Annotated in this window: 22 protein-coding genes; 15 read left to right on the plus strand and 7 right to left on the minus strand. The window is 71.8% G+C overall.

Going from position 1 to position 25178, the window contains the following annotated elements; translation table 11 throughout:
* Nucleotides 1–22: 22 nt before the first annotated feature.
* Both OOZ19_RS11475 and OOZ19_RS11480 read right to left on the minus strand, forming a co-directional pair.
* Nucleotides 23–1078: an ABC transporter permease gene (locus OOZ19_RS11475; protein ID WP_266090060.1), complete on the minus strand. Its 1056-nt coding sequence runs from the start codon at nt 1076–1078 to the stop codon at nt 23–25.
* Nucleotides 1075–2610: a sugar ABC transporter ATP-binding protein gene (locus OOZ19_RS11480; RefSeq protein WP_266090061.1), complete on the minus strand. Its 1536-nt coding sequence runs from the start codon at nt 2608–2610 to the stop codon at nt 1075–1077. Before OOZ19_RS11480 ends, OOZ19_RS11475 begins: the two co-directional genes overlap by 4 nt.
* Nucleotides 2611–2819: 209 nt before the next feature.
* Between OOZ19_RS11480 and OOZ19_RS11485 the strand changes: the two genes are divergently transcribed.
* On the plus strand, nt 2820–4433 hold the full coding sequence (locus OOZ19_RS11485) for a serine/threonine-protein kinase (protein WP_266090062.1): 1614 nt from the start codon (nt 2820–2822) through the stop codon (nt 4431–4433).
* Nucleotides 4434–4762: 329 nt separating this feature from the next.
* Here the strand turns inward: OOZ19_RS11485 and OOZ19_RS11490 are convergent, their stop codons facing one another.
* Entirely contained in the window at nt 4763–5803 is a 1041-nt protein-coding gene (locus OOZ19_RS11490; RefSeq protein ID WP_266090063.1) for a lactonase family protein, read from the minus strand.
* Between the two features lie 307 nt (nt 5804–6110).
* Between OOZ19_RS11490 and rocD the strand changes: the two genes are divergently transcribed.
* A complete protein-coding gene (gene rocD, locus OOZ19_RS11495; protein WP_266090064.1) occupies nt 6111–7355 on the plus strand; it encodes an ornithine--oxo-acid transaminase in 1245 nt (414 codons plus the stop codon).
* A gap of 7 nt (nt 7356–7362) precedes the next feature.
* Here rocD and zapE read toward each other — a convergent pair whose 3' ends face one another.
* Nucleotides 7363–8391: a cell division protein ZapE gene (zapE, locus tag OOZ19_RS11500; protein ID WP_266090065.1), complete on the minus strand. Its 1029-nt coding sequence runs from the start codon at nt 8389–8391 to the stop codon at nt 7363–7365.
* 157 nt (nt 8392–8548) lie between these two features.
* Here zapE and OOZ19_RS11505 point away from each other — a divergent pair, with 157 nt between their 5' ends.
* The 12 genes from OOZ19_RS11505 (at nt 8549) to OOZ19_RS11560 (ending at nt 15879) form a co-directional block, all read left to right on the plus strand.
* Entirely contained in the window at nt 8549–9322 is a 774-nt protein-coding gene (locus OOZ19_RS11505; RefSeq protein WP_416309418.1) for a pyrimidine reductase family protein, read from the plus strand.
* On the plus strand, nt 9319–9888 hold the full coding sequence (locus OOZ19_RS11510; protein WP_266090066.1) for an RNA polymerase sigma factor: 570 nt from the start codon (nt 9319–9321) through the stop codon (nt 9886–9888). The genes OOZ19_RS11505 and OOZ19_RS11510 overlap by 4 nt, the downstream gene beginning before the upstream one ends.
* On the plus strand, nt 9881–10450 hold the full coding sequence (locus OOZ19_RS11515; RefSeq protein WP_266090067.1) for a hypothetical protein: 570 nt from the start codon (nt 9881–9883) through the stop codon (nt 10448–10450). Before OOZ19_RS11510 ends, OOZ19_RS11515 begins: the two co-directional genes overlap by 8 nt.
* Before the next feature lie 151 nt (nt 10451–10601).
* Nucleotides 10602–11147 (plus strand): Asp23/Gls24 family envelope stress response protein, encoded by a 546-nt coding sequence (locus tag OOZ19_RS11520; RefSeq protein WP_266090068.1) that lies wholly within the window; start codon nt 10602–10604, stop codon nt 11145–11147.
* Between the two features lie 75 nt (nt 11148–11222).
* Nucleotides 11223–11591, plus strand: coding sequence for a hypothetical protein (locus OOZ19_RS11525; RefSeq protein ID WP_266090069.1), 369 nt, complete (start codon nt 11223–11225; stop codon nt 11589–11591).
* Nucleotides 11588–11890 carry a hypothetical protein gene (locus OOZ19_RS11530; protein ID WP_266090070.1) on the plus strand — a complete coding sequence of 101 codons (303 nt, stop codon included), beginning with the start codon at nt 11588–11590 and terminating at the stop codon, nt 11888–11890. Before OOZ19_RS11525 ends, OOZ19_RS11530 begins: the two co-directional genes overlap by 4 nt.
* 67 nt (nt 11891–11957) lie before the next feature.
* Entirely contained in the window at nt 11958–12137 is a 180-nt protein-coding gene (locus OOZ19_RS11535) for a hypothetical protein (protein WP_266090071.1), read from the plus strand.
* Entirely contained in the window at nt 12134–12547 is a 414-nt protein-coding gene (locus tag OOZ19_RS11540; protein ID WP_266090072.1) for an Asp23/Gls24 family envelope stress response protein, read from the plus strand. Before OOZ19_RS11535 ends, OOZ19_RS11540 begins: the two co-directional genes overlap by 4 nt.
* 4 nt (nt 12548–12551) lie before the next feature.
* Nucleotides 12552–13085: a DUF6286 domain-containing protein gene (locus OOZ19_RS11545; protein WP_266090073.1), complete on the plus strand. Its 534-nt coding sequence runs from the start codon at nt 12552–12554 to the stop codon at nt 13083–13085.
* Nucleotides 13085–13735: an alkaline shock response membrane anchor protein AmaP gene (gene amaP, locus OOZ19_RS11550; protein ID WP_266090074.1), complete on the plus strand. Its 651-nt coding sequence runs from the start codon at nt 13085–13087 to the stop codon at nt 13733–13735. The genes OOZ19_RS11545 and amaP overlap by 1 nt, the downstream gene beginning before the upstream one ends.
* An 86-nt stretch (nt 13736–13821) precedes the next feature.
* Nucleotides 13822–14922 carry an ATP-dependent DNA ligase gene (locus OOZ19_RS11555; RefSeq protein WP_266090075.1) on the plus strand — a complete coding sequence of 367 codons (1101 nt, stop codon included), beginning with the start codon at nt 13822–13824 and terminating at the stop codon, nt 14920–14922.
* A gap of 69 nt (nt 14923–14991) precedes the next feature.
* The gene (locus OOZ19_RS11560) at nt 14992–15879 is read left to right on the plus strand and encodes a 2-dehydropantoate 2-reductase (protein WP_266090076.1); all 888 of its coding nucleotides are present in this window, start codon (nt 14992–14994) and stop codon (nt 15877–15879) included.
* 7 nt (nt 15880–15886) lie between these two features.
* Here OOZ19_RS11560 and OOZ19_RS11565 read toward each other — a convergent pair whose 3' ends face one another.
* Nucleotides 15887–16789: an EamA family transporter gene (locus OOZ19_RS11565; protein ID WP_266090077.1), complete on the minus strand. Its 903-nt coding sequence runs from the start codon at nt 16787–16789 to the stop codon at nt 15887–15889.
* 229 nt (nt 16790–17018) lie between these two features.
* On the opposite strand from OOZ19_RS11565, the gene OOZ19_RS11570 reads away from it, so the two are divergent.
* The gene (locus OOZ19_RS11570) at nt 17019–18575 is read left to right on the plus strand and encodes an alpha/beta fold hydrolase (RefSeq protein ID WP_266090078.1); all 1557 of its coding nucleotides are present in this window, start codon (nt 17019–17021) and stop codon (nt 18573–18575) included.
* A gap of 429 nt (nt 18576–19004) precedes the next feature.
* On the opposite strand, the gene OOZ19_RS11575 is transcribed toward OOZ19_RS11570, so the two are convergent.
* Both OOZ19_RS11575 and OOZ19_RS11580 read right to left on the minus strand, forming a co-directional pair.
* Nucleotides 19005–19991: a ketoacyl-ACP synthase III family protein gene (locus tag OOZ19_RS11575; protein ID WP_266090079.1), complete on the minus strand. Its 987-nt coding sequence runs from the start codon at nt 19989–19991 to the stop codon at nt 19005–19007.
* A 73-nt stretch (nt 19992–20064) separates the two neighbouring features.
* Nucleotides 20065–25140 carry a type I polyketide synthase gene (locus tag OOZ19_RS11580; RefSeq protein WP_266090080.1) on the minus strand — a complete coding sequence of 1692 codons (5076 nt, stop codon included), beginning with the start codon at nt 25138–25140 and terminating at the stop codon, nt 20065–20067.
* Between the last annotated feature and the right edge of the window lie 38 nt (nt 25141–25178).

The raw sequence follows: 25178 nt of genomic DNA on the forward strand, positions 1-25178 counted from the left end.
GCGAACTCCCTCGTTCCCGAGCTCAACCGGCGTCGCCGGCGAGCTTGCGGCGCTGGTAGAAGTCCCACCACACGGCCAGCCAGATGATCACGCCGATGAGCACGTTCTGGTAGAAGGTGCCGATGTTGAGCTGCACCGCGCCGTTGCGGATCACCGCGACCAAGAACGCGCCGATCAGCGAACCCCACACCGTGCCGCGACCGCCGAACAGGCTCGCGCCGCCGATCACGACCGCGGCGATCACGTCCAGCTCCAAGCCCTCGCCGAAGTTCGGCTGGCCCGAGTTGATCCGCGAGGCGGCGATCATGCCGCCCAGCCCGGCCAACATGCCCGACACCACGTACACCCAGGTCGTGTGCTTGCGGACCGGCACACCGGACAGCCGCGCCGCCTCCGAGTTCGACCCCATCACGTACGCGTAGCGGCCCAGCCTCGTCCGCGTCAGCAGGACGTGGCCCGCGACCGCCACGATCAGGATCAGCAGCACCGGCACCGGAACGGGTCCCAGCACGCCCTGCCCGAGCAGCCGGAACGACTCCGGAGCGCCGAACACCGCCACCGCGCCCGTCGCGATCAGCACCAGGCCGCGCGCCACGCTGAGCATGCCGAGCGTCGCGATGAACGGCGGCAACCCCACCGTCGACACCAGCAGGCCGTTGACCAGGCCCGCCGCCGCGCCGACGACGATCCCGCCGAGGATGCCCAGCAGCGGGTTGAAGCCGAAGTCCGCCATGAGCATCACGCCCAGGACCCCGGACAGCGCCGCCACCGACCCCACCGACAGGTCGATGCCACCCGTGATGATCACCAGCGTGACGCCGACCGCCATCACCGCGTTCACCGAGGTCTGCGACCCCAGGTTGAACAGGTTGTCCGCCGTCAGGAACGACGGCGCCACGATGGACAGGACGACGAACACCACGATCAGCGCACCGGCCGCCGCGACCTGCGAGATCGCGCCCGACAGCCGATCCGTCAGCCCGCCCAGCGCGCCCGGACCGCCCGTCTTCGTCGCGGTCGCGGTACCACCACCGCCGTCCGGCGTGGCGCCTTCGTCCTTCCCCGACTGGTCGCTCACTGGCCCTCCTTCGCTCCGGTGGCGAGCGCCACGACGCGTTCCTCGGAGAACTCCGCGCGCTCGACCTCACCCGTGATCCGGCCCTCGCGCAGCACGAGGATCCGATCGCACATGTTCAGCAACTCCGGCAGATAACTGGAGATCAGCACTACCGCCTTGCCCTGCGCGGCCAGCGCGTCCAGCTGGCTGAACATCTCCGACTTCGCGCCCACGTCCATGCCGCGGCCGGGCTCGTCGAAGAACAGCACCTCGGCCTCGGTCTGCAACCAGCGCGCCAGCACCACCTTCTGCTGGTTGCCGCCGGAGAGCGCCTGCACCGGCCTGCCCACCCAGGGCACCCGGATGTTCAGCCGATCCCGCTCCTGCTCGGCGATGCGGCGCTCCGCGCCCAAGTCGATCATTCCCGAGACCATCGGCAGCTTCGCCAGCGTGATGTTCTTGTCCAAGCCCAGCTGCAGCGCCAGCCCGTCGGCCTTGCGGCTCTCGGTGAGGTAGCCGATGCCCGCGGCGATCGCGTCCGCCGGGCCGCGGATCTTGAGCTGCGCCCCGTCCAGCGACACCACGCCCGCGTCGGGCGGTTCCGCGCCGAACACCGACCTGGCGAGCTCCGTGCGCCCCGCCCCGACCAGGCCCGCCATACCGACGATCTCCCCGGCGCGCACGTCGAAGGACACGTCGCGCACCGCGTCGCCCCGGCTCAGCCCGCGCACGCTCAGCCGCACCGCACCCGGCTCCGCGTAGGTGCGCGGGTACAGGTTCTGCACGTCGCGGCCCACCATGAGCGTCACCAGCCGCGACTCGTCGAGCTCCGCGACCGGGCGGGTCGCTACCACCGCGCCGTCGCGCAGCACCGTGACCCGATCACCGATCTCGAAGATCTCGTCCAAGCGGTGCGAGATGTAGAGCACTCCGATGCCCTGCGCGGTGAGCTCGCGGACGATGCCGAACAGCTCCTCGGTCTCGCGCTCGGTCAGCGTCGCCGTCGGCTCATCCAGGATGAGCACCTTCGCCTCCACTGCCAGCGCCTTCGCCAGCTCCACCCGCTGCTGCTCGGCGGTGGACAGCCGGCCCACCCTCCTGCCCGGATCGACCCGCAGCCCCACCTTCGCCAGCAGCTCGCGGGCCGCGCGGCGCTCCTCGGCGCGCGAGATCCAGCCGCCGCTGCCGGGCTCGTGGCCGATGAACAGGTTCTCCGCCACCGACAGGTCCGGGGCCAGCGCGAACTCCTGGTGCACCATCGAGATGCCGAGGCGCCGCGCCGAGGCCGGGCCCTGGTAGGTCACCTGGGCGCCGTCGACCTCGATCCGCCCGGACGTCGGCGGCTCCACCTGCGCGACCAGCTTCATCAACGTCGACTTGCCCGCGCCGTTCTCCCCGGCCAGCACGTGCACCTCGCCGGCCCGCACGTCGAGGTCCACATCGGACACCGCGACGACTCCGGGGAATCGTTTGCTCACACCGGAAAGCCGGACCACGGCGCGCGCGGGCGCCGAATCCGGGTCGGCCGAACCGGGTTGCAAGGATTGCGACACGCCGCCTCCCTCGATCTTCATGATCGCCCGCCGCAGCGGTGCGCCGGAGCATACTCACAACATCACACGCTCGAAAGGCTTGCAGCGAAGCCAAGAAACCGATTACCGATCGTTGCACGCGAACGGCTGCAGCGACATCCGCGAACGCCGCAACCACGACCTCCGTAAGCTCGACGGGGCCACCGAAGTAATCCAGAGGGGGACGAAACGTGCAGCCGCTGCTGGCCAGCGAACCGGACAGAGTCGGTGATTACCGGCTGCTCGCGCGGATCGGCGGGGGCGCGATGGGAGCCGTGTACCTCGCCCGATCCCGTGGCGGTCGGGGCGTGGCGATCAAAGTCGTGCGCCCGGAGCTCGCCGACGACGGCGAGTTCCGCGAACGGTTCCGCCGCGAAGTCGACATGGCCCGCTCCGTCGGCGGGTTCTGGACGGCCACCGTCATCGACGCCGACACCGAAGCCGCCCAGCCGTGGCTGGCCACCGAATACGTGCCCGGCCCCACCCTGCACCGGGCCGTCGCCGACCACGGGCCGCTGCCGGAGCAGACGGTGCGCACCCTCGCCGCCGGTCTCGCCGAAGCGCTCGGCGCCATCCACCGGGCCGGTCTCGTGCACCGCGACCTCAAACCCGGCAACGTGCTGCTCGGCCCCGACGGGCCGCGCGTCATCGACTTCGGCATCTCGCGGGCCATGAGCAGCAGCAACCTCACCGCCACCGGGATCTTCCTCGGCACGCCCGGCTTCTTCTCCCCCGAGCAGACCGTGGGCAGCGACGTCGGACCGCCCAGCGACGTGTTCTCGCTCGGCGCGGTGCTCATGTTCGCCGCCACCGGCGCCGGACCGTTCGGCAACGAGAACACCGCCGCCATGCTGTACCGCGTCGTGCACAACGAGCCCGACCTGAGCTCGCTGCCCACCGGCTTGCGGTCGCTCATCGGCTCCTGCCTGGCGAAGGAACCCGCGGACCGGCCGACCCCGGCCGCGCTGCTGGACCAGGCCGGCGAGTCCTCACCGCAGAACGACAGCTGGCTGCCCGCCGAGATCACCGCCGTGATCACCGAGCACACCGCGCAGCTCAAGCAGGCCTCCGAAGCCGCTCCACCCGCTCCGCCCGCCGCCGGGACTCCTCCGCCGCCGCGCACGCAGCGCGGCGGCTCGGACTGGTCGGCGGCCCCGGCCGCACCGGCGAAGCCGATCATCCCGTCGCGGCCGAAACCGACCGCGCAGCAGCCGAACCCCGGCACCGCCGCACCCGCGCGCATCGCCCCCTCCCGGCCCGAACCACCCGTCGAGCGAGTGCGCGGCGACGGGCCCGGCCCGGTGTTCGCGCTCGGCGGCCGGGTCGGGGCGCTGCTGTCCGCGGCGATCATGTTCGGGCTGATCTACCTGGTCGTCCAGGTCAGCCGGAGCAGCAGCCCGGATGCGGAGATCTGGGCGCTGGCCCAGTTCGGCATGGTGCTGCTGACCATCAGCGGCGCGCTGTCCCTCGGCAAGGCGCTGCTGCCGAGCCTGCGGCTCAAGGTCAGCGGTGAGGGGCTGCGGATCTCCCGCGCCGGGCTCGCCAGGGAAGTCCCGTGGAGCCAGATCAGCCGCGTCGCCGTCGTCGGCAGCGGCAAGCGCCAGTCGGTGACCGTGTGGACCCGGCCCGGCGCCCCCGCCCAGGGCTGGCGGATCTGGAACCCGACCCGGCCCTACCACGGCGGCGTGCGCCTGTACCCGATCGGCGCCGCGGGCGGCCCGATCACCCGGCGCCAGGAAGGACGCCGGGTGCGCCAAGCGCTCCAGCAGTACGGCCGCGGCACCTACGACGACCGCATGATCTGACGTGTGGATGGGTTCGGGGCTCGTTTTGCTCTGGTGGTCGGGTGGCGGAACCTCAGCCGGTCTCTCGCTGCGGGATCTTTTTCCCAAGTGGCTCCGCCACGAGGAAAAAGCCGTCCTCGCGAGAGACCGGCTGAGAACCCGCGGGTGGTCACCTTTTCGACGTGGGCTACGCGCTTCGCACATACAGGCGACGGCCTACGGCCGCAAGGCAGACTTCGCTTCGCTCGTCCAAGGCACGGCTACGCCGCGAGGCACGGCTTCGCCGCTGGATGGAGGCGCAGCCTGCGGGAGCGCAGGGTGGTGGTCGGGTGGTGGGGCTACGCCCCGGCTCAGACCGGGAGGAGGCACACCGGGCTCGGCGAGGACGCCGGGTCCGCGACCGGAGTGAGGCCGCCCGTGGCGGACACGGCGAAGGCCTGGATGGTGTCGCTGAGCTCCCCCGCGGCGTAGAGCACGTCGCCCTGCGGGGACAGGGCGATGTGGCGAGGACCGCGCACGCCCGCCGGGAAGATGCCGACGAGCTCGAAACCGGCGGCGGAGAACACCGCGATGCTGTCGTGCCCCCGGTTCGAGGCGAACACGAAGCGGCCGTCCGGAGAGACCACGACCTCCGCGGCCAGGCTCGTGCCCGCGAAGTCCGCCGGGAGCAGCGGCAGCGCCCGGCCGGGCCGCACCGTCCCGCCGTCGGCGTCGAACTCGAACTCGGTGATCGTCGACGTCAGCTCCCCCACCAGGTAGCCGCGGTCGCCGTCCGGGTGGAACGCGAGGTGCCGGGGCCCGGTGCCCGCCCCCCACGCGACCTCGTGCTTGAGCACCATGTGCCCGGTGTCCGCGTCGAACGCGTACACGTACACCGCGTCCGTGCCCAAGTCCGCGGCGAGCACGAAACGACCGTCCGGGGACGGCACGATCTGGTGCGCGTGCGGTCCCTCCTGGCGGTCCTTGTCCGGGCCTTGCCCGCTGTGCTGCACCGCGTGGCACGCCTCCCGCAGCACCCCGCCCTCCCCGATCGGGTGCACCACGACGTTGCCCGACAAGTAGTTCGCGGTGAGCAGGAAGCGGCCGGAGGGGTGCACGCTCAGGTGGCACGGCGCCGAACCGTGCGTCGGCTGCGAGTTGATCTCGGCGAGCGTGCCGTCCGGGCGCACGTCGAACGCCACCACCCGGCCGTGCGCGACCTCGTTCACCGCGAACAACGTCGCGCCGTCCGGCGCCAGCGCCAAGAACGACGGCTCGTAGGTGTCGGCGACCGTGTCGGTGCACCGCAACAGCCCTGCGGCATCGGCGAACGCGAGGCGGATCCCGTTCGCCGCCGACTCCGGACCGGTGTAGGCCCCCACGTACACCCGATACTGCGCGTCCTCCGGCATGAGCGACCTCCACCGATGTTCCGGGACCTTCTGCTGCGCGCACGCGAACCGCGTGCCACTCGGGCGCGCACCGGGACCGACCATCCCGGGAACGCGATCCGCACACGCTGAGTCATCGACAGTACACGCGTTGTTCATCGAGCCGAGCCCGACAGTAGCGCGCGGCGCGGCGTCCCCGACAGCCCCGAACGGGCCGACCGCTGATCGCGAAACGTTTCGCGATCAGCCCGGACCACGCAACGATCCGCCGAAGGAAGCAACACCTGACGGCTGAAACGAAGGCCTGAGCCGGAATAGCCTGAACACCATGACCTCCGCCTCGCCCGAGACCCTGCCCGCCGCGGCCGGGACCTCCCGCACTCCCGAGTTCCTGCGCCTCGACGACGACTACAGCGCGCACAACTACCACCCGCTGCCGGTCGTGATCGCCGAAGCCGACGGCGCGTGGATGACCGATGTGGACGGTCGCCGCTACCTGGACTTCCTGGCGGGGTACTCGGCGCTGAACTTCGGGCACCGCCACCCCGACCTCGTCGCCGCCGCCACCGAGCAGCTCGGGCGGGTCACGCTGACCAGCCGCGCGTTCCACCACGACCAGTTCGGCCCGTTCTGCCGCGAGCTGGCCGAGCTCACCGGCACCGAGCAGGTGCTGCTGATGAACTCCGGCGCCGAAGCCGTCGAATCGGCCATCAAGATCGCCCGGAAGTGGGCGTACCAAGTCAAAGGCGTGCCCGCGGACCAGGCCGAGATCATCGTCGCCGGGTCCAACTTCCACGGCCGCACCACCACGATCGTGTCCTTCTCCACCGACTCCACGGCCCGCGCCGGCTTCGGGCCGTTCACGCCCGGCTTCACCGTCACCCCCTACGGCGACGCCGACGCCGTCGAAGGCGCGATCACCGACCGCACCGCCGCCGTCCTCGTCGAACCGCTGCAAGGCGAAGCGGGCGTCGTGGTGCCACCCACCGGCTACCTGCGCAGGCTGCGCGAACTCTGCGACGACCGGAACGTGCTGCTCATCGCCGACGAGATCCAATCCGGCCTGGCCCGCACCGGGGAACTGCTCGCCTGCGACCACGACGGCGTGCGAGCGGACCTCTACACCCTGGGCAAGGCCCTCGGCGGCGGCCTGCTTCCCGTCTCCGCCGTCGTCGGCAGCCGCGCCGTGCTCGGCGTGCTGCGCCCCGGCGAGCACGGCTCCACCTTCGGCGGGAACCCGCTGGCCTGCGCCGTCGGGCGAGCCGTGGTGCGGCTGCTGGCGACCGGCGAGCACCAGCGGCGCTCCCGCGAACTCGGCGCGCACCTGCACGCCCGGCTCGGCGAACTCGTCGGTCACGGCGTCGCCGAAGTGCGCGGACGCGGGCTGTGGGCCGGTGTGGAGATCTCCCCCGGCGGGCCGAGCGGACGTCAGATCAGCGAACGGCTCGCCGAGAACGGCGTGCTGTGCAAGGAAACCCAGGACACCACCCTGCGCATCGCACCACCGCTGACGATCACGCGCGACGAGCTCGACCAGGGCATCGACGCGATCGCGCAGGCGCTGCGCCGCTGACCCGGCGTCAGGACTTGACGGTGTCCCGGGACAGGGCGGTGAGGCGGCTCAGGGCTCGCAGGTACTTCTTGCGGTAGCCGCCGCGCAGCATCTCGTCGGTGAACAGCGCGGACAGCGGCTCGCCCGACACCCGCACCGGGACGGCCCGGTCGTAGAGGCGGTCGGCGAAGGCGACCAGGCGCAGGCCCACGGTCTGGTTCGGGGCCGCGTGCAGGCCGCGCAGGTGCACTGCCGCGACGTCGTCGACCAGGCGGCCGTACTTCGACGGGTGCACCCCGGCCAAGTGGTCGCACAGCGCGTCGAAGTCGTCGAGCGTCGCGCCGGGCAGCGTGTCCGCCTCCGCGGTGAGCTCCGCGTCGTCCAGCGGCTCCGGCGGGTCGGGCAGGCCGCGATGGCGGTAGTCCGGCCCGTCGACGCGCAGCACCTCGAACCGCTCGGACATCGCGTGGATCTCCCGCAGGAAGTCCACGGCCGCGAACCGGCCTTCACCGAGCTTGCCGGGCAAGGTGTTGGACGTGGCCGCGATGTGCACGCCCGCCTCGGTGAGCTTCGCGATCAGCTGCGTGACCAGCATCGTGTCACCGGGATCGTCGAGTTCGAACTCGTCGATCGCCAGCAGCCGGTGCGCCGACAGCCGGTTCACCGTCTCGGTGAAACCGAGCGCGCCGACGAGGTTCGTGACCTCGACGAACGTGCCGTAGGACTTCGGCCCGGGAACGGCGTGCCACAGCGAGGCCAGCAGGTGCGTCTTGCCGACGCCGAACCCGCCGTCCAAGTACAGGCCCTGCTTGCCCTCGGGAGCCCGGCCACCGCCGAACAGGGAACGCCACCACGCGCCGTTCTTGGCGCGGGCGGCCCCGGAGCGGTCCGCGAACGCGCGGCACGACTCGACCGCGGCGGCCTGGCTCGGCTCCTCCGGGTTCGGCACGTAGGTCTCGAACCGCGCTTCGTCGAACCGCGGCGGCGGCGTCATCGCGTCGACCATGTCGGCCGGGCTCAGCTCGGGGCGGCGGTCGATGAGGCGTGCGGCGGTCATGCGCCGACCCTATAACCGCTGCTGCGGCCGAAACCGGTGGCAGTGGTCACCCCGGGCACCACCGCGGTCTTTCTCCCAGGTCGCGGGGCGCCACCGGACCGGTGCCGTGAGCAGCCCCTCCCCGTGCGCCCCGCGCGAGCCGTGTTGGGATGGACGGGTGGACAGGCTGTGGCCCCCGGGCGGCGAACCCCTCAGCACGACGACTCCGGCCGAAGTGACGCCCGAGATCGAAGCGTTCTACGACTACCCCGCGGATCTCACCCGGCCGTGGCTGCGCACGAACTTCGTGTCCAGCCTGGACGGCGCGGTCACCGTGCGCGGCAGCTCGCGCGGCCTGTCCGCACCTGCCGACCAGCGCGTGCTCGGACTGATCAGGGACCTCTCCGACGTCGTGCTCGTCGGTGCGGGAACCGCGCTGACCGAGGGATATCACGGGGTGCAGCGCAGCGAGGTCGACGCGGAGCGCCGGGCGCGGTTCGGCCTGGCCGAGGTGCCGCCGATCGCGGTGGTGTCGGGCCGCTGCTCGCTGGAACCGGACTCGCCGCTGCTGACCGACACCGTGGTCCCGCCGATCGTGATCACCTGCGCCGGCGCCCCCGAAGCACGCCGAGCCGTGCTGGCCGACGCGGGCGCGGACGTCGTGGTCGCCGGAACCGGCACCGTGGACCTGGCCGCGGCGCTGGCCGCGCTCGGCGAACGCGGGCTGCTGCGCGTCGGCTGCGAAGGCGGGCCGCGGCTGTTCGGCGACCTCGTCGCCGCGGACCTCGTCGACGAGCTGTGCCTCACCGTCTCGCCGCTGCTCGCCGGCGGCGACGCAGGCCGCATCGCGCACGGCCCGGACCTGGCCGCGCCGCGCCCGATGCGGCTGCTGTCCGCGCTGCACGCGGACGAATCGCTGCTGATGCTGCGGTACGGGAGACTCCGGGCGTGACCGAGCGGGCCGACAGCGACGCGAACCTCATGGCCGCCGCCCAGCGCGGCGATGGGGTGGCCTTCGACGAACTGGTCCGCAGGCACACCCGCTCCATGTACCGGGTGGCCTACCGGATCCTCAACGACCAGGCCGAAGCCGAGGACGCGGTGCAGGACGCCTGGGTCTCCGCGTGGCGGTCGCTGTCCCGGTTCCGCGGGGACTCGGCGCCGACGACGTGGCTGTACCGGGTGGTCACCAACGCCGCGCTCGGCCAGGTCCGGCGGCGCAAGAACACGGTCGCGATGGACATCAGCGACGAGTCGCTGAGCCACCTCGTCTCCGACCACGACTCCGGCAACCCCGAAGGTCACGCGGTGCGCGCCGAGGAAGCCGATCTGGTGCACCGCGCCATCGCCACGCTGGAACCGTCCCAGCGGGTGCCGCTGGTGCTGCGCGAGTTCGAGGGCATGTCTTACGAACAGATCGCCGAGGTGCTAGAGGTGAACGTGACGGCGTTGCGATCGCGGCTGCACCGCGCTCGGCTCGCCCTGCTGTCCAGGTTGAAGGAGATGCACCATGGGTGAGCCTTCCTTCGATCCGGATCACGTGCTGCCCTGCGGCCACACCGTCGGCGAACTCGTCGACCACCTGGCGGGCGACGCCCCCGACGACTTCGCGGCGCACGCGCGGACCTGCCCGCACTGCCGGGCGGAACTCGCCGAACTGGCCCCCGGCGGCTGGGAACCCGTGCGGCGAGCCGCCGAACTCGCCGTCGAACCACCCGAAGGGCTGATATCGCGCACGCTGCTCACGGTGCGCCGGGCGCGCGGCGGCGCCGCCGGTTCTCCGGCGGAAGTGGCCCAGGAGTTCGGGATGCTGCGGGTGACGCCGCAGGCGACTCTGGTGCTGGCTCGCCGGTTGAGCCTGGAACTGCTCGCCGATCGACGCGGCGCTCGGTTGCTGGCCTGCACCGGAGACGTGCACGAGATCCGGCTGGACGTGGTGATCGACTACGGACTGCCTGCTCCTGCGCTGGCCGCGCAACTGCAGGATGATCTGGACCGGGCTCTGCGGGAGCACCTCGGCGCGGCCGCACCGGCGGTGTGGGTGCGGATCGCCGATGTCGCACCTCCGCAAAGCTCGTGATCAGCCCAATAAAGTGACTTGCGTCATAGTTCCGCGATGTTCGGGGATCACGGACATCTGATCTTTCGTCCCGGACTTCGCAGGCCGACCCGGTCACTGCGATGACGCACACGGCGACAACAAGGATCTTCGCAGGGGAAGGAGCCCTTTCATGGCCCAGACGAGCGGTACGTCCACGCCGAGCACCGAGGCCCAGAGCGGGGCCGCTCCGTCCGGCGGCGGCAAGGGCCTCGCCACCGGCGGCAGCGGCAGCACCCCCGCCCGGCTCGCCGACGACACCACGCAGGGCAAGACGACGATCGCCGCCTCCGTGGTGCAGAAGATCGCCGGCATCGCCGCGCGGGAGATCTCCGGCGTGCACGCCATGGGCGGTGGCGTCTCGCGCGCCTTCGGCGCCATCCGCGAACGCATCCCCGGTGGCGGCGGCAGCAGCTCCAGCACCACCTCCGGTGTGCAGGTCGAGGTCGGCGAGAAGCAGGCCGCGATCGACCTGGACATCGTCGTCGAGTACGGCGCCTCCATCGTCGAGCTGGCCCGCGCCGTGCGCCGCAACGTCATCACCGGCGTCGAGCGGATGACGGGCCTCGAGGTCATCGAGGTCAACATCGCGGTCAACGACATCCACCTCCCGTCGGAGGACGACGAGGACAACGGCAACGGCGGCCAGAGCACCGGCGCCTCGTCCCGAGTGGAGTGAGAACGCGCGTGGTCCCGGCTACCCCGACCGGGACCACGCGTCCCCCGTCCCGGCCAGCTCTCGAAGGACACCGACATGACCGAATCCGCTCCCGGTGACCGCGGCCGGAAAACCCCCGAAGGCGACGAACAGCTCGCCGACCGGATCGCCGAAGCGGTCCGCACCCACCCGGCGGTCGCTCGGCTGGACGGTGGCGTGCACGGCACCATCGCCGCCTACCTTCCCGGCCGCCAGGTCACCGGGGTGCGCGCGAGCGGCGCCGGTGAGCCCGTGGAGGTCGGCGTGGTGCTGCGCATGACCGGTCCGCTGCCGGAGATCGTGGCCGCGCTGCGGCAGCGGGTGCTCGCCGTGACCGGTCCGGTCCCGGTCGACATCACCGTCGTTGACGTGATCACCGCCGAAGAAGCCGACGCCCCCGGCGGAAGCGAGGCACACGGCCGATGACGGGTACGCCGGACGACGACGCGCAGGCCCGCCTGCGCGCGTTCGTCCGCGCCCACCACCCCGATGTGGGCGGCGACCCCGAGACCTTCGCCGCGGGCCTCGCGGAACTGCGCGCCCGCCGCGACGCGGCCACCCGAGCTCCCGGCTCCACCGCTCCGAACCGCGGCCAGCCCCGGAACCGACCGCCGGACCGCTACGACGCGCCGGTGGTCATCGTGCCCGGTGAGCACGGGCTGCACGGCGTGCTGCGCCGGATCCGGATCTGGCGGCTGCGGAAACGCCGCAGCCGCGTGCGGTGATCGTTCCACCTGCCGATGATGTGCCAGCCGACGAACGGCCCACCCAGTCAGGAAGGTTTCTCCCACGATGAACGCAACACAGTCCGGCCTGTTCGCCGGCCTCCTCCTCGGTGTGGCCGCCGCACTCGGGGGTTTCACCGGTTTCCTCATCGCCCTGGTGCTCGGGGCGATCGGCTTGCTCGTCGGCCGCGTCCTGGACGGTGAGCTGGAGATCGGCGACTTCCTCGGCCGGGGCAAGGACCGATGAGCGCCCCCGCCACCGAGCGGGCCAGGGCCGCCGAGCCCGCCACCGAGAAGACCTCCGGAACCGATGAGGCCGCCGACCGCGGCGAGCTCACCATCGACCGGACGGTGCTGCGCAAGATCGCCGAGCACGCTGCGGACGGCGCCTCCGGGACCACCCGGGCGCCTCGGCGGATCGCCGGAGTCGGCGTCGGCACCCAGGGCTCCAGCGCCCGGCTGACCGGCCCCGACCGGGAACTCCAGGTCCGGCTGGACCTGGCGGTGCGCTACCCCGCCCCGGTGCGCGAGACGGTGCGCGCGGTGCGCGAACGCGTCCGCCACGAGCTGGACCGGCTCGCCGGCTGCCGGGTCGCCTCCGTCGAGGTCGTCGTGTCCGCCCTGGTGCCCGCCCCGAAACGAGACCGAGTGGAGTGAGCCCGTGCGTGCCGTTGTTCGTTTGATCACCGCCGTGGCCGGGCTGATCGCCCTCGCCGCGGGTGTGCTGCTGATCGTGGAAGCCATCGGGGCCTGGGTTCGACCCGGCGCCGGCGGAGTGCTGGTGCCCTGGTCGCCGGCCGGATCCGCGCTGCGCGGGCTGAGCTGGCAGGACGTCGCGACGCGTGTTGCCGCCGCCGTGGCGGCGCTGCTCGGCCTGATCCTGCTGCTGGCGGCGGCCCGCTCCGGGCGCAGCGAAGTGCGGCTGCTGGACCCGGCCCCCGAGGTCACCGTGACCACCGACCCGCGGTCGCTGGCGCGGCTGGTCGGTCACCGGGTGCGCGCGGAGGACGGGGTGTCCGGCGCCTCGGTCACCGCGGACCGCCGCCGGGTGAAGGTGAAGGCCCACAGCCGATTCCGGACCGTCGGCGACCTCCGGGACCGGGTGTCGAAGATCGCCGCGTCCGCCGTCGGCGACCTGCCGTTGCAGCGCCGGCCCCGAGTGTCGGTGTCGGTCTCCCCCGCGAAGGAGCGGTGATGTCCCGAGAAGCCACTGCCACCGCCGAGAAGCCCGCCTCGTCCTCGGCGTCCTCGGCCCGGCCCAGCCGCACGGCGATCGGCCGATCGCTCGGTTTCGAACGTGCGCTGCTCACGGTGCTCGGGCTGGTGCTGCTGCTCGCCGGGCTGCTGGCGCTCGTCGTCGGCGCGGGCTGGCTCGGCCGGTTCCGCGCGCAACGCTCGGTGCTGGACCCGATGGTCACCCAGTGGATCACCGGACACCGACCGCTCACCTGCGCGGTGGCGATCGTGGTGGGGATCGTGCTGGCGCTGCTGGGGATCTGGTGGCTGCTGCGGGCGCTGCGCCCCGAAGGGCGTCCCGACCTGCAACTGCACGGCGACTCCGAGGGGTCGGCGACGATCACCTCCAGCGCGCTGACCGAGGCCGTGCGCGCCGACGCGGAGAGCGTCACCGGCGTGACCCGCGCCAAGGTGCGGATGGCGGGCACGGCCCAGCGACCGAACGTGCGGCTCACGCTCGCGCTGCAGGAGGGCACCAACGTGCGGCACGTGTGGGAGGAACTGGACGACAAGGTCCTCTCCCGCGCCCGCCGCGCCCTCGAAGTGGAAGCGATGCCGACGGCGGTCCGCCTCCAGCTGGACCGGGCGGCGCGCCAGCGCGTGCGCTGAGGTCCCGCGCTGACCGACCCACCGCGCGGGTCGAGCCGAACTCGCGGAACGTACTGGGCATCGACCGCACCCTCCGGGAGGTTCTGGTGGCGTTGAACGTGCATCCGCCGGTGAAACCGATGCTCGCCGGCCCGGTCGACGGCATCCCCGACCGGGCCGGGATGTGCTTCGAGCCGAAGTGGGACGGGTTCCGCTGCCTGGTGTTCGCCGATCCGGGCGAGGCCGAACCCGTCGTGCTGCAGTCCCGGACGGGCAAGTCGCTCAACCGGTACTTCCCGGAGGTGCTCAGCGCCGTCGAGGACCGGTTGCGGCGTCCTGCGGTGCTCGACGGCGAGCTCGTCGTGGTCCGCTCCGACGAGCACGGCGAGCGGCTCGACTGGGACGCCCTGGGCGAGCGGATCCATCCCGCGGCCAGCCGGGTCCGGACGCTCGCGGAGCGGACTCCGGCCCGGTTCATCGCCTTCGACCTGCTCGCCCTCGACGACGCGGACCTGCGCGAGCAGCCGTTCTCCGAGCGCAGGCACCGCTTGGACTCGCTGGAGCTGACCGGCCCCGAGCTGCTCACGACCCCCATGACCACGGACCGCGCCACGGCGGCCGAGTGGTTCCGGGTCTTCGAAGGCGCGGGGCTCGACGGCATCATCGGCAAGGACGCCGAAGCCCCCTACCTGCCCGGCAAGCGCACCATGCTCAAGATCAAGCACGCGCGCACCGCGGACTGCGTCGTCGCCGGGCTGCGCTGGCACACCGGCACCGAGCCCGGCACCGCCGTCGGTTCCCTGCTGCTCGGGTTGCACGACGACCAGGGCGTGCTGCACCACGTGGGCGTGGTGGGCGCCTTCCCCGCCGCGCAGCGCCGCGAGCTCGCCGCCGAGCTGACCCCGCTGCGCACCGACGGCGAACACCCGTGGGCCGGCGACCACGCCGCCGACGGCCGCAGGCTGCCCGGTTCGATCAACCGCTGGCGCAGCTCCGAACAACCGTGGCAGCCGTTGCGCCCGGAGCGGGTCGTCGAAGTCGCCTACGACCACACCGAAGGCGCGGTGCCGTCCCGGTTCCGCCACACCACGCAGTTCGTGCGGTGGCGCCCCGACCGCGACCCGGGCTCCTGCCGCTACGACCAGCTGGACGAGCCCACCCGCTACGACCTGGACGCGGTGCTGCGCGGCGAGGCCGGCCGGAGCTGAAGCCCGGGTCCCCGGTGTCTTCCGGACAACCGCCCCGGCCGCGATCCCGCCCCGGTACCGTCACGTTCCGTGCGAGCTCAACGAATCGCCGTGATCGGGGGCGGCGCCGTCGGCGGCGCGCTGGCCGCCGCGGCGCAGGACACCGGTCACGAGGTCGTGCTGTGCGTGCGCACCCCGTTCGAGGTGCTGGTCCTCGACACCCCCGACGGGCGCCGCGAAGTACCGATGCCGATCATCACCGATCCCGCCCAGGCCGGTCCGGTCGATTGGGTGCTGGTGACGACCAAGGTCCAGGACGTCGGCGGCACCGGAGCCTGGCTGCGGGCGTTCGACGCCGAGAACACCCCGGTGGTGGCCGTGCAGAACGGCGTGGAGCACCACGATTCGCTCGCACCGCTGCTCGCGCGCTCACCCGTGCTTCCCGCGCTGCTCTACGGCGGCACCGAACGCGTCCGGGCCGGACACGTGCGCAGACACTCCGCGAAGCTGCGCATGGTGGTGCCCGCCGGGACGCTCGGCGAGCGGCTCACGGCGGTGCTCAGCGACCCGGAGGTCACCGCCACCGACGACTTCCGCACCGATGCCTGGCGCAAGATGCTCACCAACTTGGCCGCCAACCCGATCTCGGCGCTGACCATGCGGCGGCTCGACGTGTTCGCCGACGGGGAGGTGATGGCGCTGGCGAAGGCCGTGGTGGCCGAGGGCGTCGAGGTGGGCAGGGCCGAAGGAGCAGTGCTCGGGACCACCGACGCCGAACAGGCCATCAAGGCGTTCGAAGTGCTCGCCCCCGGGACCGGGACCTCGATGCTCTACGACCGGGAAGCCGGGCTGCGCACCGAGCACGAGCACATCACGGGCGCACTGGTGCGGGCCGCACGGCGCCACGGCATCCCCGTTCCCCGCAACGAAACCCTGCTGACCTTGCTGCGCGCCCTCCCGGAGAACGCTCGCCGCTGACCGGCCGCTACTGGGCGCGAGTCGCGCCGATGGAGGCCAGCACCACGCAGCTGATGGCCAGCCACTGCACCACGCTGAGCGCCTCGTGCAGCACCAGCAGGCCGGCGACCGCCGCGACCGCCGGCTCCAGGCTCATCAGCACGCCGAACACCCGCGGCGGCATCCGCCGCAGCGCCTCCAGCTCCAGCGAGTACGGCACCACCGAGGACATCAGGGCCACCACCAGGCCCGCGACGAGCACGGCCGGGGACAGCAGCTCCGCGCCGCCGCCCGAGATCCCGAACGGCAGCGCCACCAGCGCGGCGAACGCCATGCCGAGCGCGAGGCCGTTCCCGCCGCTGGTGTGCTGCCCCAGCTTCGCGCCCAGCAGGATGTAGGACGCCCACAGCACGGCGGCGGCCAGCGCGAACCCGACCCCCACCGGGTCCAGGCCGCCCTCAACGCGGGACAGCAGCAGCACCCCGAGCCCGGCGAGCACCGCCCACACCAGGTCCAGCTTCCGCCGCGAACCGAACACGGCCACGCTCAGCGGACCCAGGAACTCGATGGTCACCGCCACACCGAGCGGAATGCGGTCGATCGCCTGGTAGAGGCAGATGTTCATCGCGGCCAGCACCGCGCCGTACCCGGCGACCACGAGCAGCGTCGTGCGGTCCAAGCGCAGCGAGGGGCGCCAGATCACCAGCAGCACCAGCGCCGCGAACAGCAGCCGCAGCGTGACCACGCCGGACGCGCCCGCCAGCGCGAACAGCTGCTTGGCGAACGCGGCGCCGACCTGCAGGCTGATCACGCCCAGCAGCACCAGCACCGGGGGCGGGACGGCGCCGAACCCGCGCGCCAGGACCGGTTGCACACCGGTCCACATCGGCCGTCCGCTCGACGACGCACCGTCCATGTTCACCGCGACCACGCCTGCTCCTCCTGTTCCCGGCCGGGCACGCGCCCGGTCCGTCCACTCCCCTGTACCCGGCACCGCCGTCGTGCTCGCCGGTACGAGAACCCGGCGAACCGTAGCCGTCGGCTCCACCCCGCCCAACCGGATTGCGACGAGTCCCGCACCGCGCGCGGCCCCCTCACCTCGGACACACGCCGATCATGCGATGCTCAGCGCAGGATCCGCCCACGCAGAGGGAGCAGTCGTGCCGCGCACCAGCCATCGCATCGGTGCCCTGCTGCTGCTCGCCCTGTTCGCCGCCGGGTGTTCGGCGGGGCCGTCCCAGCGCCCCGCGGTCGCCTACAACGACGCCGAGCAACCCGTCGCGCCCGCGCCGAAACCACCGGGGCCCGCACCGCTACCGGCGCTCGGGCCGCCCGCTGGCAGCGCCCTGAACTGGGAGGACTGCACCGGCAAAACGCGGGAGGAGCTGTCGCTGCCCGCGCGGGGACCGTCGTTCTCCTGCTCGCAGCTGCTGACCACGCTGGACTCCCCGGAGGCACCGGCCGAGGGCACCACCCGCGCCGCGCTGCTGAGCACCGGGACCGGCGGGATTCCGCTGGTGGTGCTCGGGGACGTCAACGGCGAACCGGGCACGTCGGTGGCGGCCCGGATGGCGCTGACGATGCCCTCCGAGATGCTCAGCACGTTCCGGATCATCGGCATGGATCGGCGCGGCACCGGCCAGTCCGACCCGGCGGACTGCATGCCGCCGCCGCTGCGCGAATCCATCGTCGGCTTCGACCCGCGCGCCACGGACCGGGCGTCGCTGGACCGGCTGCTCACCTCGGTGCGGGTGTCTAGCCAGGAGTGCCTGCTGGACCTGGACGACCGGCTGCAGGCCTACGACTCGTGGCGCACCGCCGCCGACCTGGAGGAACTGCGGCTCGAACTGGACGTGCCGAAGCTGCACGCCATCGGGCGCGGTGAAGCGGCGCGGGTGCTCACCAGCTACGCGCAGCGGTACCCCGACGCGGTGGGCCGGATGGTGTTGGACGGGGGCCCGGATCCGCAGCTGGACGCGATGGGCGAGGCCGGGGCGCAGGCGCAGGGCGCGGAGCAGACGTTCGACGCGTTCGCCGCGGACTGCCTCGGCCGGGATTCCTGCCCGCTGGGGCCGGATCCGCGCCGCACCGTGGAAGGCCTGGTGGAACGCACCCGGACCACGTCGCTGCCCGCCCCGGACGGGCCGGTGAGCGGTGGCAAGATCGTGCGGGTGCTGCTCGCCGAACTGGGAGAGCCGAAGCGGTGGCCGCAGCTGAGCGCGGCGCTGGCCGCGGCGAACTCCGGCGACGGCGCCCGCATCAGCGCGCTCGCGGCGCCGATGGTGCGGGAGACGGGACCCGATCCCGCTCAGCTCGACGGTGCGCTGATCACCAGCTGCAACGACACCCGGCTGCGACTGCCGTCGGAGCGGCTCGTGCACGTGGCGGCCGAATGGGTCGGCACGCACCCGCTTTTCGGCGGGGTGTTCGCGCAACGCCTCGCGTGGTGCGCGCAGTGGCCGGAACCGCAGGAGGAACCGCCGCCGCCGTCCGTGCCCGGACTGCCGCCGATCCCGGTGGTGACCACCGCGAACGATCCGCTGATCCCAGCGCGCAGCAGCAAGCACCTGGCCGAGCAGCTGCCGACCGGTGTCGCGGTGAACTGGCAGGGTTCCGGGCACGGTGCCATCGGCCGCTCGGACTGCGTGACCGGCACGGTGAGCCGCTTCCTCGTGCAGGGCGCGATCCCCGCCGACGGCATGGCCTGCCCTGCTTGATCAGGGCACCAGGCTCGTCCGCGGGTCCGGGAGGCGCGGCGACCGCGCTTCCCCGGACCCGCGGCGTCCGGTCAGCAACCCGAGCAACACCCGCAGGAGGGACCGCTGCAGCTCGCGCAGCAGCTGCATCCGCCGGCCTGCGGAGTGGTCTCGTTCTCGGTGGGAACCATGGCTCTCTCCTCACATCATGAGCACCAGCGGTAGCGATCGTGCGCGCTCGAGCAGCATCGCTGACACCGCCGGGCGAGGGACCGGCCGTCCGCCAACCTGCTGAACAGGCAGCATGCACTCATTGCAATCCGTCACTGGCACGGTGAGTGATCGGTGAGCCTGGCGGGCTCACCCCGCCGGACGACATGAGATGTGCGCCTAGGCGCGTGCGGCCGTCCGAGTTCCCCCGCGCGGACTACCTGCTGGTCGCCGAGTTCGTCACGTCCACCTCGGAAGTTCCAACACCTTCACCACGGCTGCGGAGAGCACCACTCCGGGTGCTTGGCCGAGCAGCAGCACGTGCTCTCCAGCAAGCTCGCCCGCGGCGATCAGGTGTTCGAAGGCCAAGAACTGGTCGCTGGCTCCGCAATGCCCGATGCGCCTTCCGAAATCCCACGTCGATTTCGCCATGTCCATTCCCAGGGGCACCATGACGCGTTGTTCGACCACTTCACGGGAATGGGTTTCGTAGGCGACCCTGGCCAGGTCGTCGATGCCGATACCTGCCTCGGCCACCGCCTTCTCGACCACTTCGAGCATGAGGTCCGGTATCCGCGTGAGCGCGCCTGCGTCAGCCGGTGGGTTCGCGCGGTGATGCGCGAACCGCGCCGTGAAGTCCTGCTCACGGCCTGCGGTCACGGTCGGCGGGAACATCGGTTCTCCGCTGCGGTGCAATTCCTCTGCTTCGGGTGCGCTGATCGAACAGACCGAGAGGAGTTGCGCGAAGCTTGGTTCCTTCGTCAGCACGACGGCTGCGGCGGCGTCGCCTCCGATCATGCCCGGCGCGATCCGCCACCGGTCGATGAGCGGAGTGCCGTAGTTGTCCGCTGCCACGAGCAGCGCGCTGTGGCGTTCCGGCTCGGCACGCAAGTAGCAGGCCGCTAGTTCGAGCGCGTCGAACATGCCGTTGCAGCCTTGATGGACGGCCATCGCGGGCACCCGGCCGCCGACGAGGTTGCGTTGCAGGTAGGAGTGCGGCGGCCAGCCGTCCGGTCCTTGGTGCCACGTGTTGGTGTAGAGCAGCAGGTCAAGATCGGCCGGTACCTGGTCGGCCCGCTTCAACGCCGTCCGGGCTGCTTCCAGCGCCATGTCCGGTGCGGGGCGGTCACCGGCGACCGCCACACCGAGGAATTCGTGCACTTCGGCTTCCAGGGCCGGATAACGGCCGTCCGCGACGGCGCTCTCCACCGACACGGTGGGAGGCACGACCGAACCGACTGCCCTCAGGTAAATGTCCGCGACTCGCACGGCGCTTCTCCGTTCTCAGTCGAGCCGGTGGTCACCGGCTCGCCGTGGTCGTGGGCGAGCTCAGCAGCTCGGTCAAGTGCTCCGCGATGGCGGTGACGGTCGGTGCCTGCCACAGCAGCGTGGCCGGAAGCTTGCACTCGAATCGCTTCTCCAGACGCCGCCGCACCATGACGGTCAGGATGGAGTCCATCCCCTGTTCCGCCAGCGACTGGGTGGGAGTGAGCTCGGCGGGAGCGAGCTTCATCTCCTTCGCGATCTGCGCCCGGACCTCGTCGGCGAGAGCAGCCAGCAGCTCCTTCGGATCGAGCACGGCCAGCTCACCGGCCTCGACCGGTTCATCCGGCCCGGCGTTGAGCTCACCCAGTACCGGCAGGGCGCGTTCGAGCAGCTCCGGCCGGTTGTGCTGGAACACCGTGTAGACACCAGGCCCGCGTCGGTCCGCGACATCCCAAGCGGCGACCGCGTCAGCCGGACTGATCCGGTCGCCGGACAGGACTCCCAGGCTCAACGAATGATCTCCCGCCGCGGCACGCCTGGTGACGATGGCGTCAACGCAGGCGCAGGCCGCGCCGTCCCACGCCCGCCCCGGCAGGGTGAGCATCTGCTCACCGGCGGAGAAGACCGTGAAGAAGTCCAAGGTGCCCGGCGGGAAGAGCTCGTGCAGCAGTCGCGTGCCATCCGCACGTGCCCGCAGAGCCGCGCGCAGCTCCGGCGGCCCCGGCTCACCGGCCGACTCGGTGACGCTGACCAAGCCGCGGATGGGTGTGAGCCCACAACGGTCCGGGTCTTCGAGCAACGCGACCTGCGAGGGGTCCGTGAGGTCCAAGGCCACCACCCGCACGGTGATGCCTTGAGCTTCCAGCGCTCGCACCCCGTCGATCTGACGGCGAATCCGATCATCGGTGGAGGTGGTCCATCGGGCGCGCGGAGGGAACTGCTCCGCCATGGCGAACAGGATCCGCTTCGCGCCCAACCCGACCAGCCGGTCCGCCGCTGCCAAACCGAGCGGAGTCGGCGCGCCGGTGATCAGGTAGGTGCCTTCGGGGCGGCAAGGCGTAGGCGGGCGGCTGGGCTGGGCCGCCACCCCCGTCAGCCTGGCCGCCAGCGATCGTCCCTGCCGCACCGCGACCACTGCCTCGCTCGCAGCGGAACCGAGCAGGTCGAGCACGGTCTTCGAGGTGGCTGCCGGATTCGCGACAGCGGTGTCGTCCAGGTCGATGACGCCGCCCCACAGGTCAGGGTGGGCTCCCGCGGCGGTGCGGCCATACCCCACGACGGCAGCGGCGGCAGGAGACAGCTCGGGCTCGATGTCCGCTCCGGTCCGCACCGCGGCCGTGATGAGGCACCACAGGCGAACGGAACCGGTGCCGGCCAGCCGCCGAACGGCGTTGCCGAGCGTCCTGACGCGCGCCTCGGCATCCTCCGGCGCAGTCGGCAGCAGCAGGACATCCGCCGCGGCGAGATCGTCCACCTGATCGAGATCGGCGAGGAGCCGACAGCTCCGTCCCGCCTCGTGAGCCCGCGCGGTCAGCTGCTCGGCCAGCGCGTCCTGGTCACCGACGAGGACCAGGTCCCCGTTCGAGCCCGAGCCGCAGGCATCCGCCAAGGGGCGCCAGGCGAGTTCGTGCACGAGCGTCCGGGGATCGGCCGCGATGGCGTGTTCAGTACCGATGACGGCGTACCGAAGGCCGCTGATCTTGGCCAGCACCGTGCCGTCCGGCGTGGCCACGAGCGCGGCCACTGCGTCCGGCGCGTCCGCGCACACCGCGATGTCGATCACTGCGGACTTCGGCGGCTCGCCACGCACCGTGATCTCGTCGGCCTCGACGACCATGCGCAGCACCGGATCGCCGGAGTAGGCGACCGGCGCGAGGGTCATCACCGCGTCGAGCAGAGGCGCCCACGTGGGCACGTCCCCGAGTTCGAAGGCGACGGTGCCGCGCAGCACGCCGTCGCCACGCCGGAGTTCCTGGATCTCCCAATCGAAACCGGTGGACGGGACCCCGACCGCGCTGAGCCGCTCGTGCACGAGCGTGGGCGCTACCCGCTCCAGCGGGGCGAACAGTGCGGGCTGATCGGAAAGCGCGCCCGGTTCGGCGGCGACCGTCGCGTCGGTGTGGGTGACCCAGCCCTGCCTCGGATCCGCGCCTTCGGCCCGAGAAGCCAGCCGCACGATCTCCCCGTCGCGCACGACTTGGACGTCCCTGCGCTCAGCGGTCATCAGCGGGCTTCGCATCGCGACCCTGCGCAACGTCGGTGGCGAGGAGTCCGGCGCGGCGGCGGCGAAGAAGGACGTGACGAACACCGCGGCAGGCACGATCTCAACGCCGTTGATGCTGTGACTTCCCGGATAAGGGCGGTTGCTGTCGTCGAGGCTGCTCTGCCACACCTGGACCGGACTGCCCGCGACCGAAGTCGGCGCACCGAGCAAGGTCTGGCCCTCCGGGTCGTGCAGCCGCGCCGTTGCGCCACCATCGAGCTGCGGCCGGCGCCACAGCGGCCGGTGGCGCCACGGGTTCGCCGGGGCGGCGACGAGCGTGCCTGCCGAATTCAGCCGGGACCAGTCGATGGCGAAGCCGTGGCAGTGCACCGCACCGAGCGCCGACAGCAGGCTCTGCTGCTCGGATCGGCCCCGGCGCAGGGTGCCACCGACGAAAGCAGCCTCGATCCCGTGCTGCGTGAGCGTTTCGCTGATCGAGTGGGTCACCACCGGGTGCGGTGAGATCTCCAGGAAGGCGCGGTGGCCATCCTCGGCCGCCGCGGCCACCGCTTCGGTCAGGCGCACCGGATCGCGCAAGTTGGCGGCCCAGTAGACGCCGTCGAAGACCGGGACGCCGTGCGGGTCGGGCAACGCCGTCGAGTAGACCGGCACGTCCGGTGGCACCGGGCACAACTCCGACATCGCCGCGGCCAGCTGCTCCGCGAGCGGGTCCATCCGCGGGCTGTGGAACGCCACGTCCGAAGCGACCCGGCGGACGACCACGCCCTCCGCCTGCCACTCCCGCACCACGGCCTCAACGGCACCGGGATCCCCCGAGACCACGGTGGAGGTCGGTGACGAATGAATACCGGCCACCACCCCAGAATGCTCGACCAGCCGTTTCTCCACATCGGCCAGGGGAAGGCCGACCATGGCCATCGCGCCCTCGCCCGCCTCCTGGCACAACAGCTTGGAACGGCGGCAGCTGAGCTTGGCACCATCCACCAGCTCGAGTGCTCCCGCGCAGACCGCAGCGGCGATCTCGCCTACGGAATGCCCGATCACCGCGCTCGGGGTGACCCCGTAGCCACGCAGCACCTCGGCCACGCCGACCTGCATCGCGAAGATCATCGACTGGATCCGGCTCACCTCGTCGAGGTCACCGTCCACGAGCACCTGCCGCGGCGTGAAACCGATCTCAGCGGCGAACACCGGTGCCAGTTCGTCGAGCACGGCACCGAAGGCGGGTTCGGTGGCCAGCAGCTCGCGGCCCATGCCCGCCCACTGCGAGCCGTGGCCCGAAAACACCCACACCAGAGCGTTGTCCTGATCCGGAAGCGGGCTTCCGGTCACCACGCCATCCGCCGGGTCGTCGTTGCCCAGGGCTCGCAGCTTCCCGACCAAGCCGGCCTCGTCCGAGGCGACGACCGTCGCACGATGCCCGAGGTGCGACCGCCGAGTCGCCAAGGTGTGCGCGAGCGAGTCGAGCGGAATCGCGTTCTCGCGGCCCGCCTGTTCCGACAACCAGCCCGCGAGGCCGGTCGCGTGCTGGTGCAACGCTTCCTCGGAAGCAGCGGACAGCGCGAACAGCCGTTGCCGTGCGGAGTTCTCCGCCTCGGGGACCGAGGGCACGTCCGGTGCCTGTTCGAGGACGAGGTGCGCGACGGTGCCGCCATAACCGAACCCGGAAACGCCGGCCCGGCGCGGCAGGCCGCTCTCGGGCCACGGCAGCCGCTCCGTCGCGATCCGCAAGCCGTTGTCCTGCCAGGGAATAGCCGGGTTCGGCTCGGACACCATGGGCGTAGCGGGAATCTCGGCGTGGCTCAGCGCGAGCACCGCCTTGATCACGCTCGCCACACCTGCGGCACCTTCCAGGTGGCCGATGTTGGCCTTGACCGAACCGACGACGCAGGCGTCCCCGGCGCGGTCTTCGCCGTAGACCGCGCCGATCGCAGCCGCTTCCAACGGATCGCCCAGCAAGGTTCCGGTTCCGTGCGCCTCGACGAACCCGACCGTGTGCGGGTCGACGCCGGCGTGCTGACAAGCACGTGTCATCACGTGCTCCTGCGCGGCGGGGTTGGGCGCCATGATCCCGTTGGTGTAGCCGTCCTGGCTCACCGCACTACCGCGGATGACCGCCAGCACCCGATCGCCATCGCGCTGGGCATCGGTCAGCAGCTTGAGCACCACTACACCGCAACCCTCGCCGCGCCCGTAGCCGTCGGCGGTGGCGTCGAACGCCTTCGATCGTCCGTCGGCGGCGAGCGCGCCCGCGAGGTTCAGCGTGATCGTCTCTCCGGGAGAAAGCAGCAGGTTCACCCCCGCTACGAGCGCGAGGCCGCTTTCCGCCAGCCGGAGACTCTGACATGCCTGGTGCATGGCCACCAGGGACGCTGAGCACGCGGTGTCGACGGCGAGGCTCGGGCCACGCAGGTCCAACACGTGCGACACCCGGTTCGCCACCGCGCACCGCGCCGCACCGATGCCACTCCACGCGTCCATGTTGACCACGTCTTCGAGCAGGTGTCGCCGGTAGTCGTCGGTGCAGGCCCCGACGAAAACCCCGGTCTCGCTGCCCGCGAGCGAATCCGGCGGGATACCCGCGTGTTCCAGCGCTTCCCAAGCCACCTCGAGCAGAACCCGTTGCTGCGGGTCCATCAACTCCGCCTCACGCGGGGAGATGCCGAAGAAGTCCGCGTCGAACCCGTCGATTCCGCGCAGAAAACTGCCGCGGTTCACGGTGTTGCGCAACACCGAGGCGTGCTGGGCGCTGAGCTCCGCATAAGATTTCCAGCGGTCCTCGGGGATGTCCGAGGTTGTATTCGCACAGGCCAGCAGCAGATCCCAGAAAGCGTCCGGAGTATTGGCGTCTCCCGGAAACCGGCAGCCGATGCCGACCACGGCCACCGGCTCAACACCGGACGGAACGGCACTTGACACATCAA

It is taken from the genome of Saccharopolyspora sp. NFXS83, from assembly GCF_026241095.1.
In the GTDB taxonomy this organism is placed as follows: Bacteria; Actinomycetota; Actinomycetes; order Mycobacteriales; family Pseudonocardiaceae; genus Saccharopolyspora_C.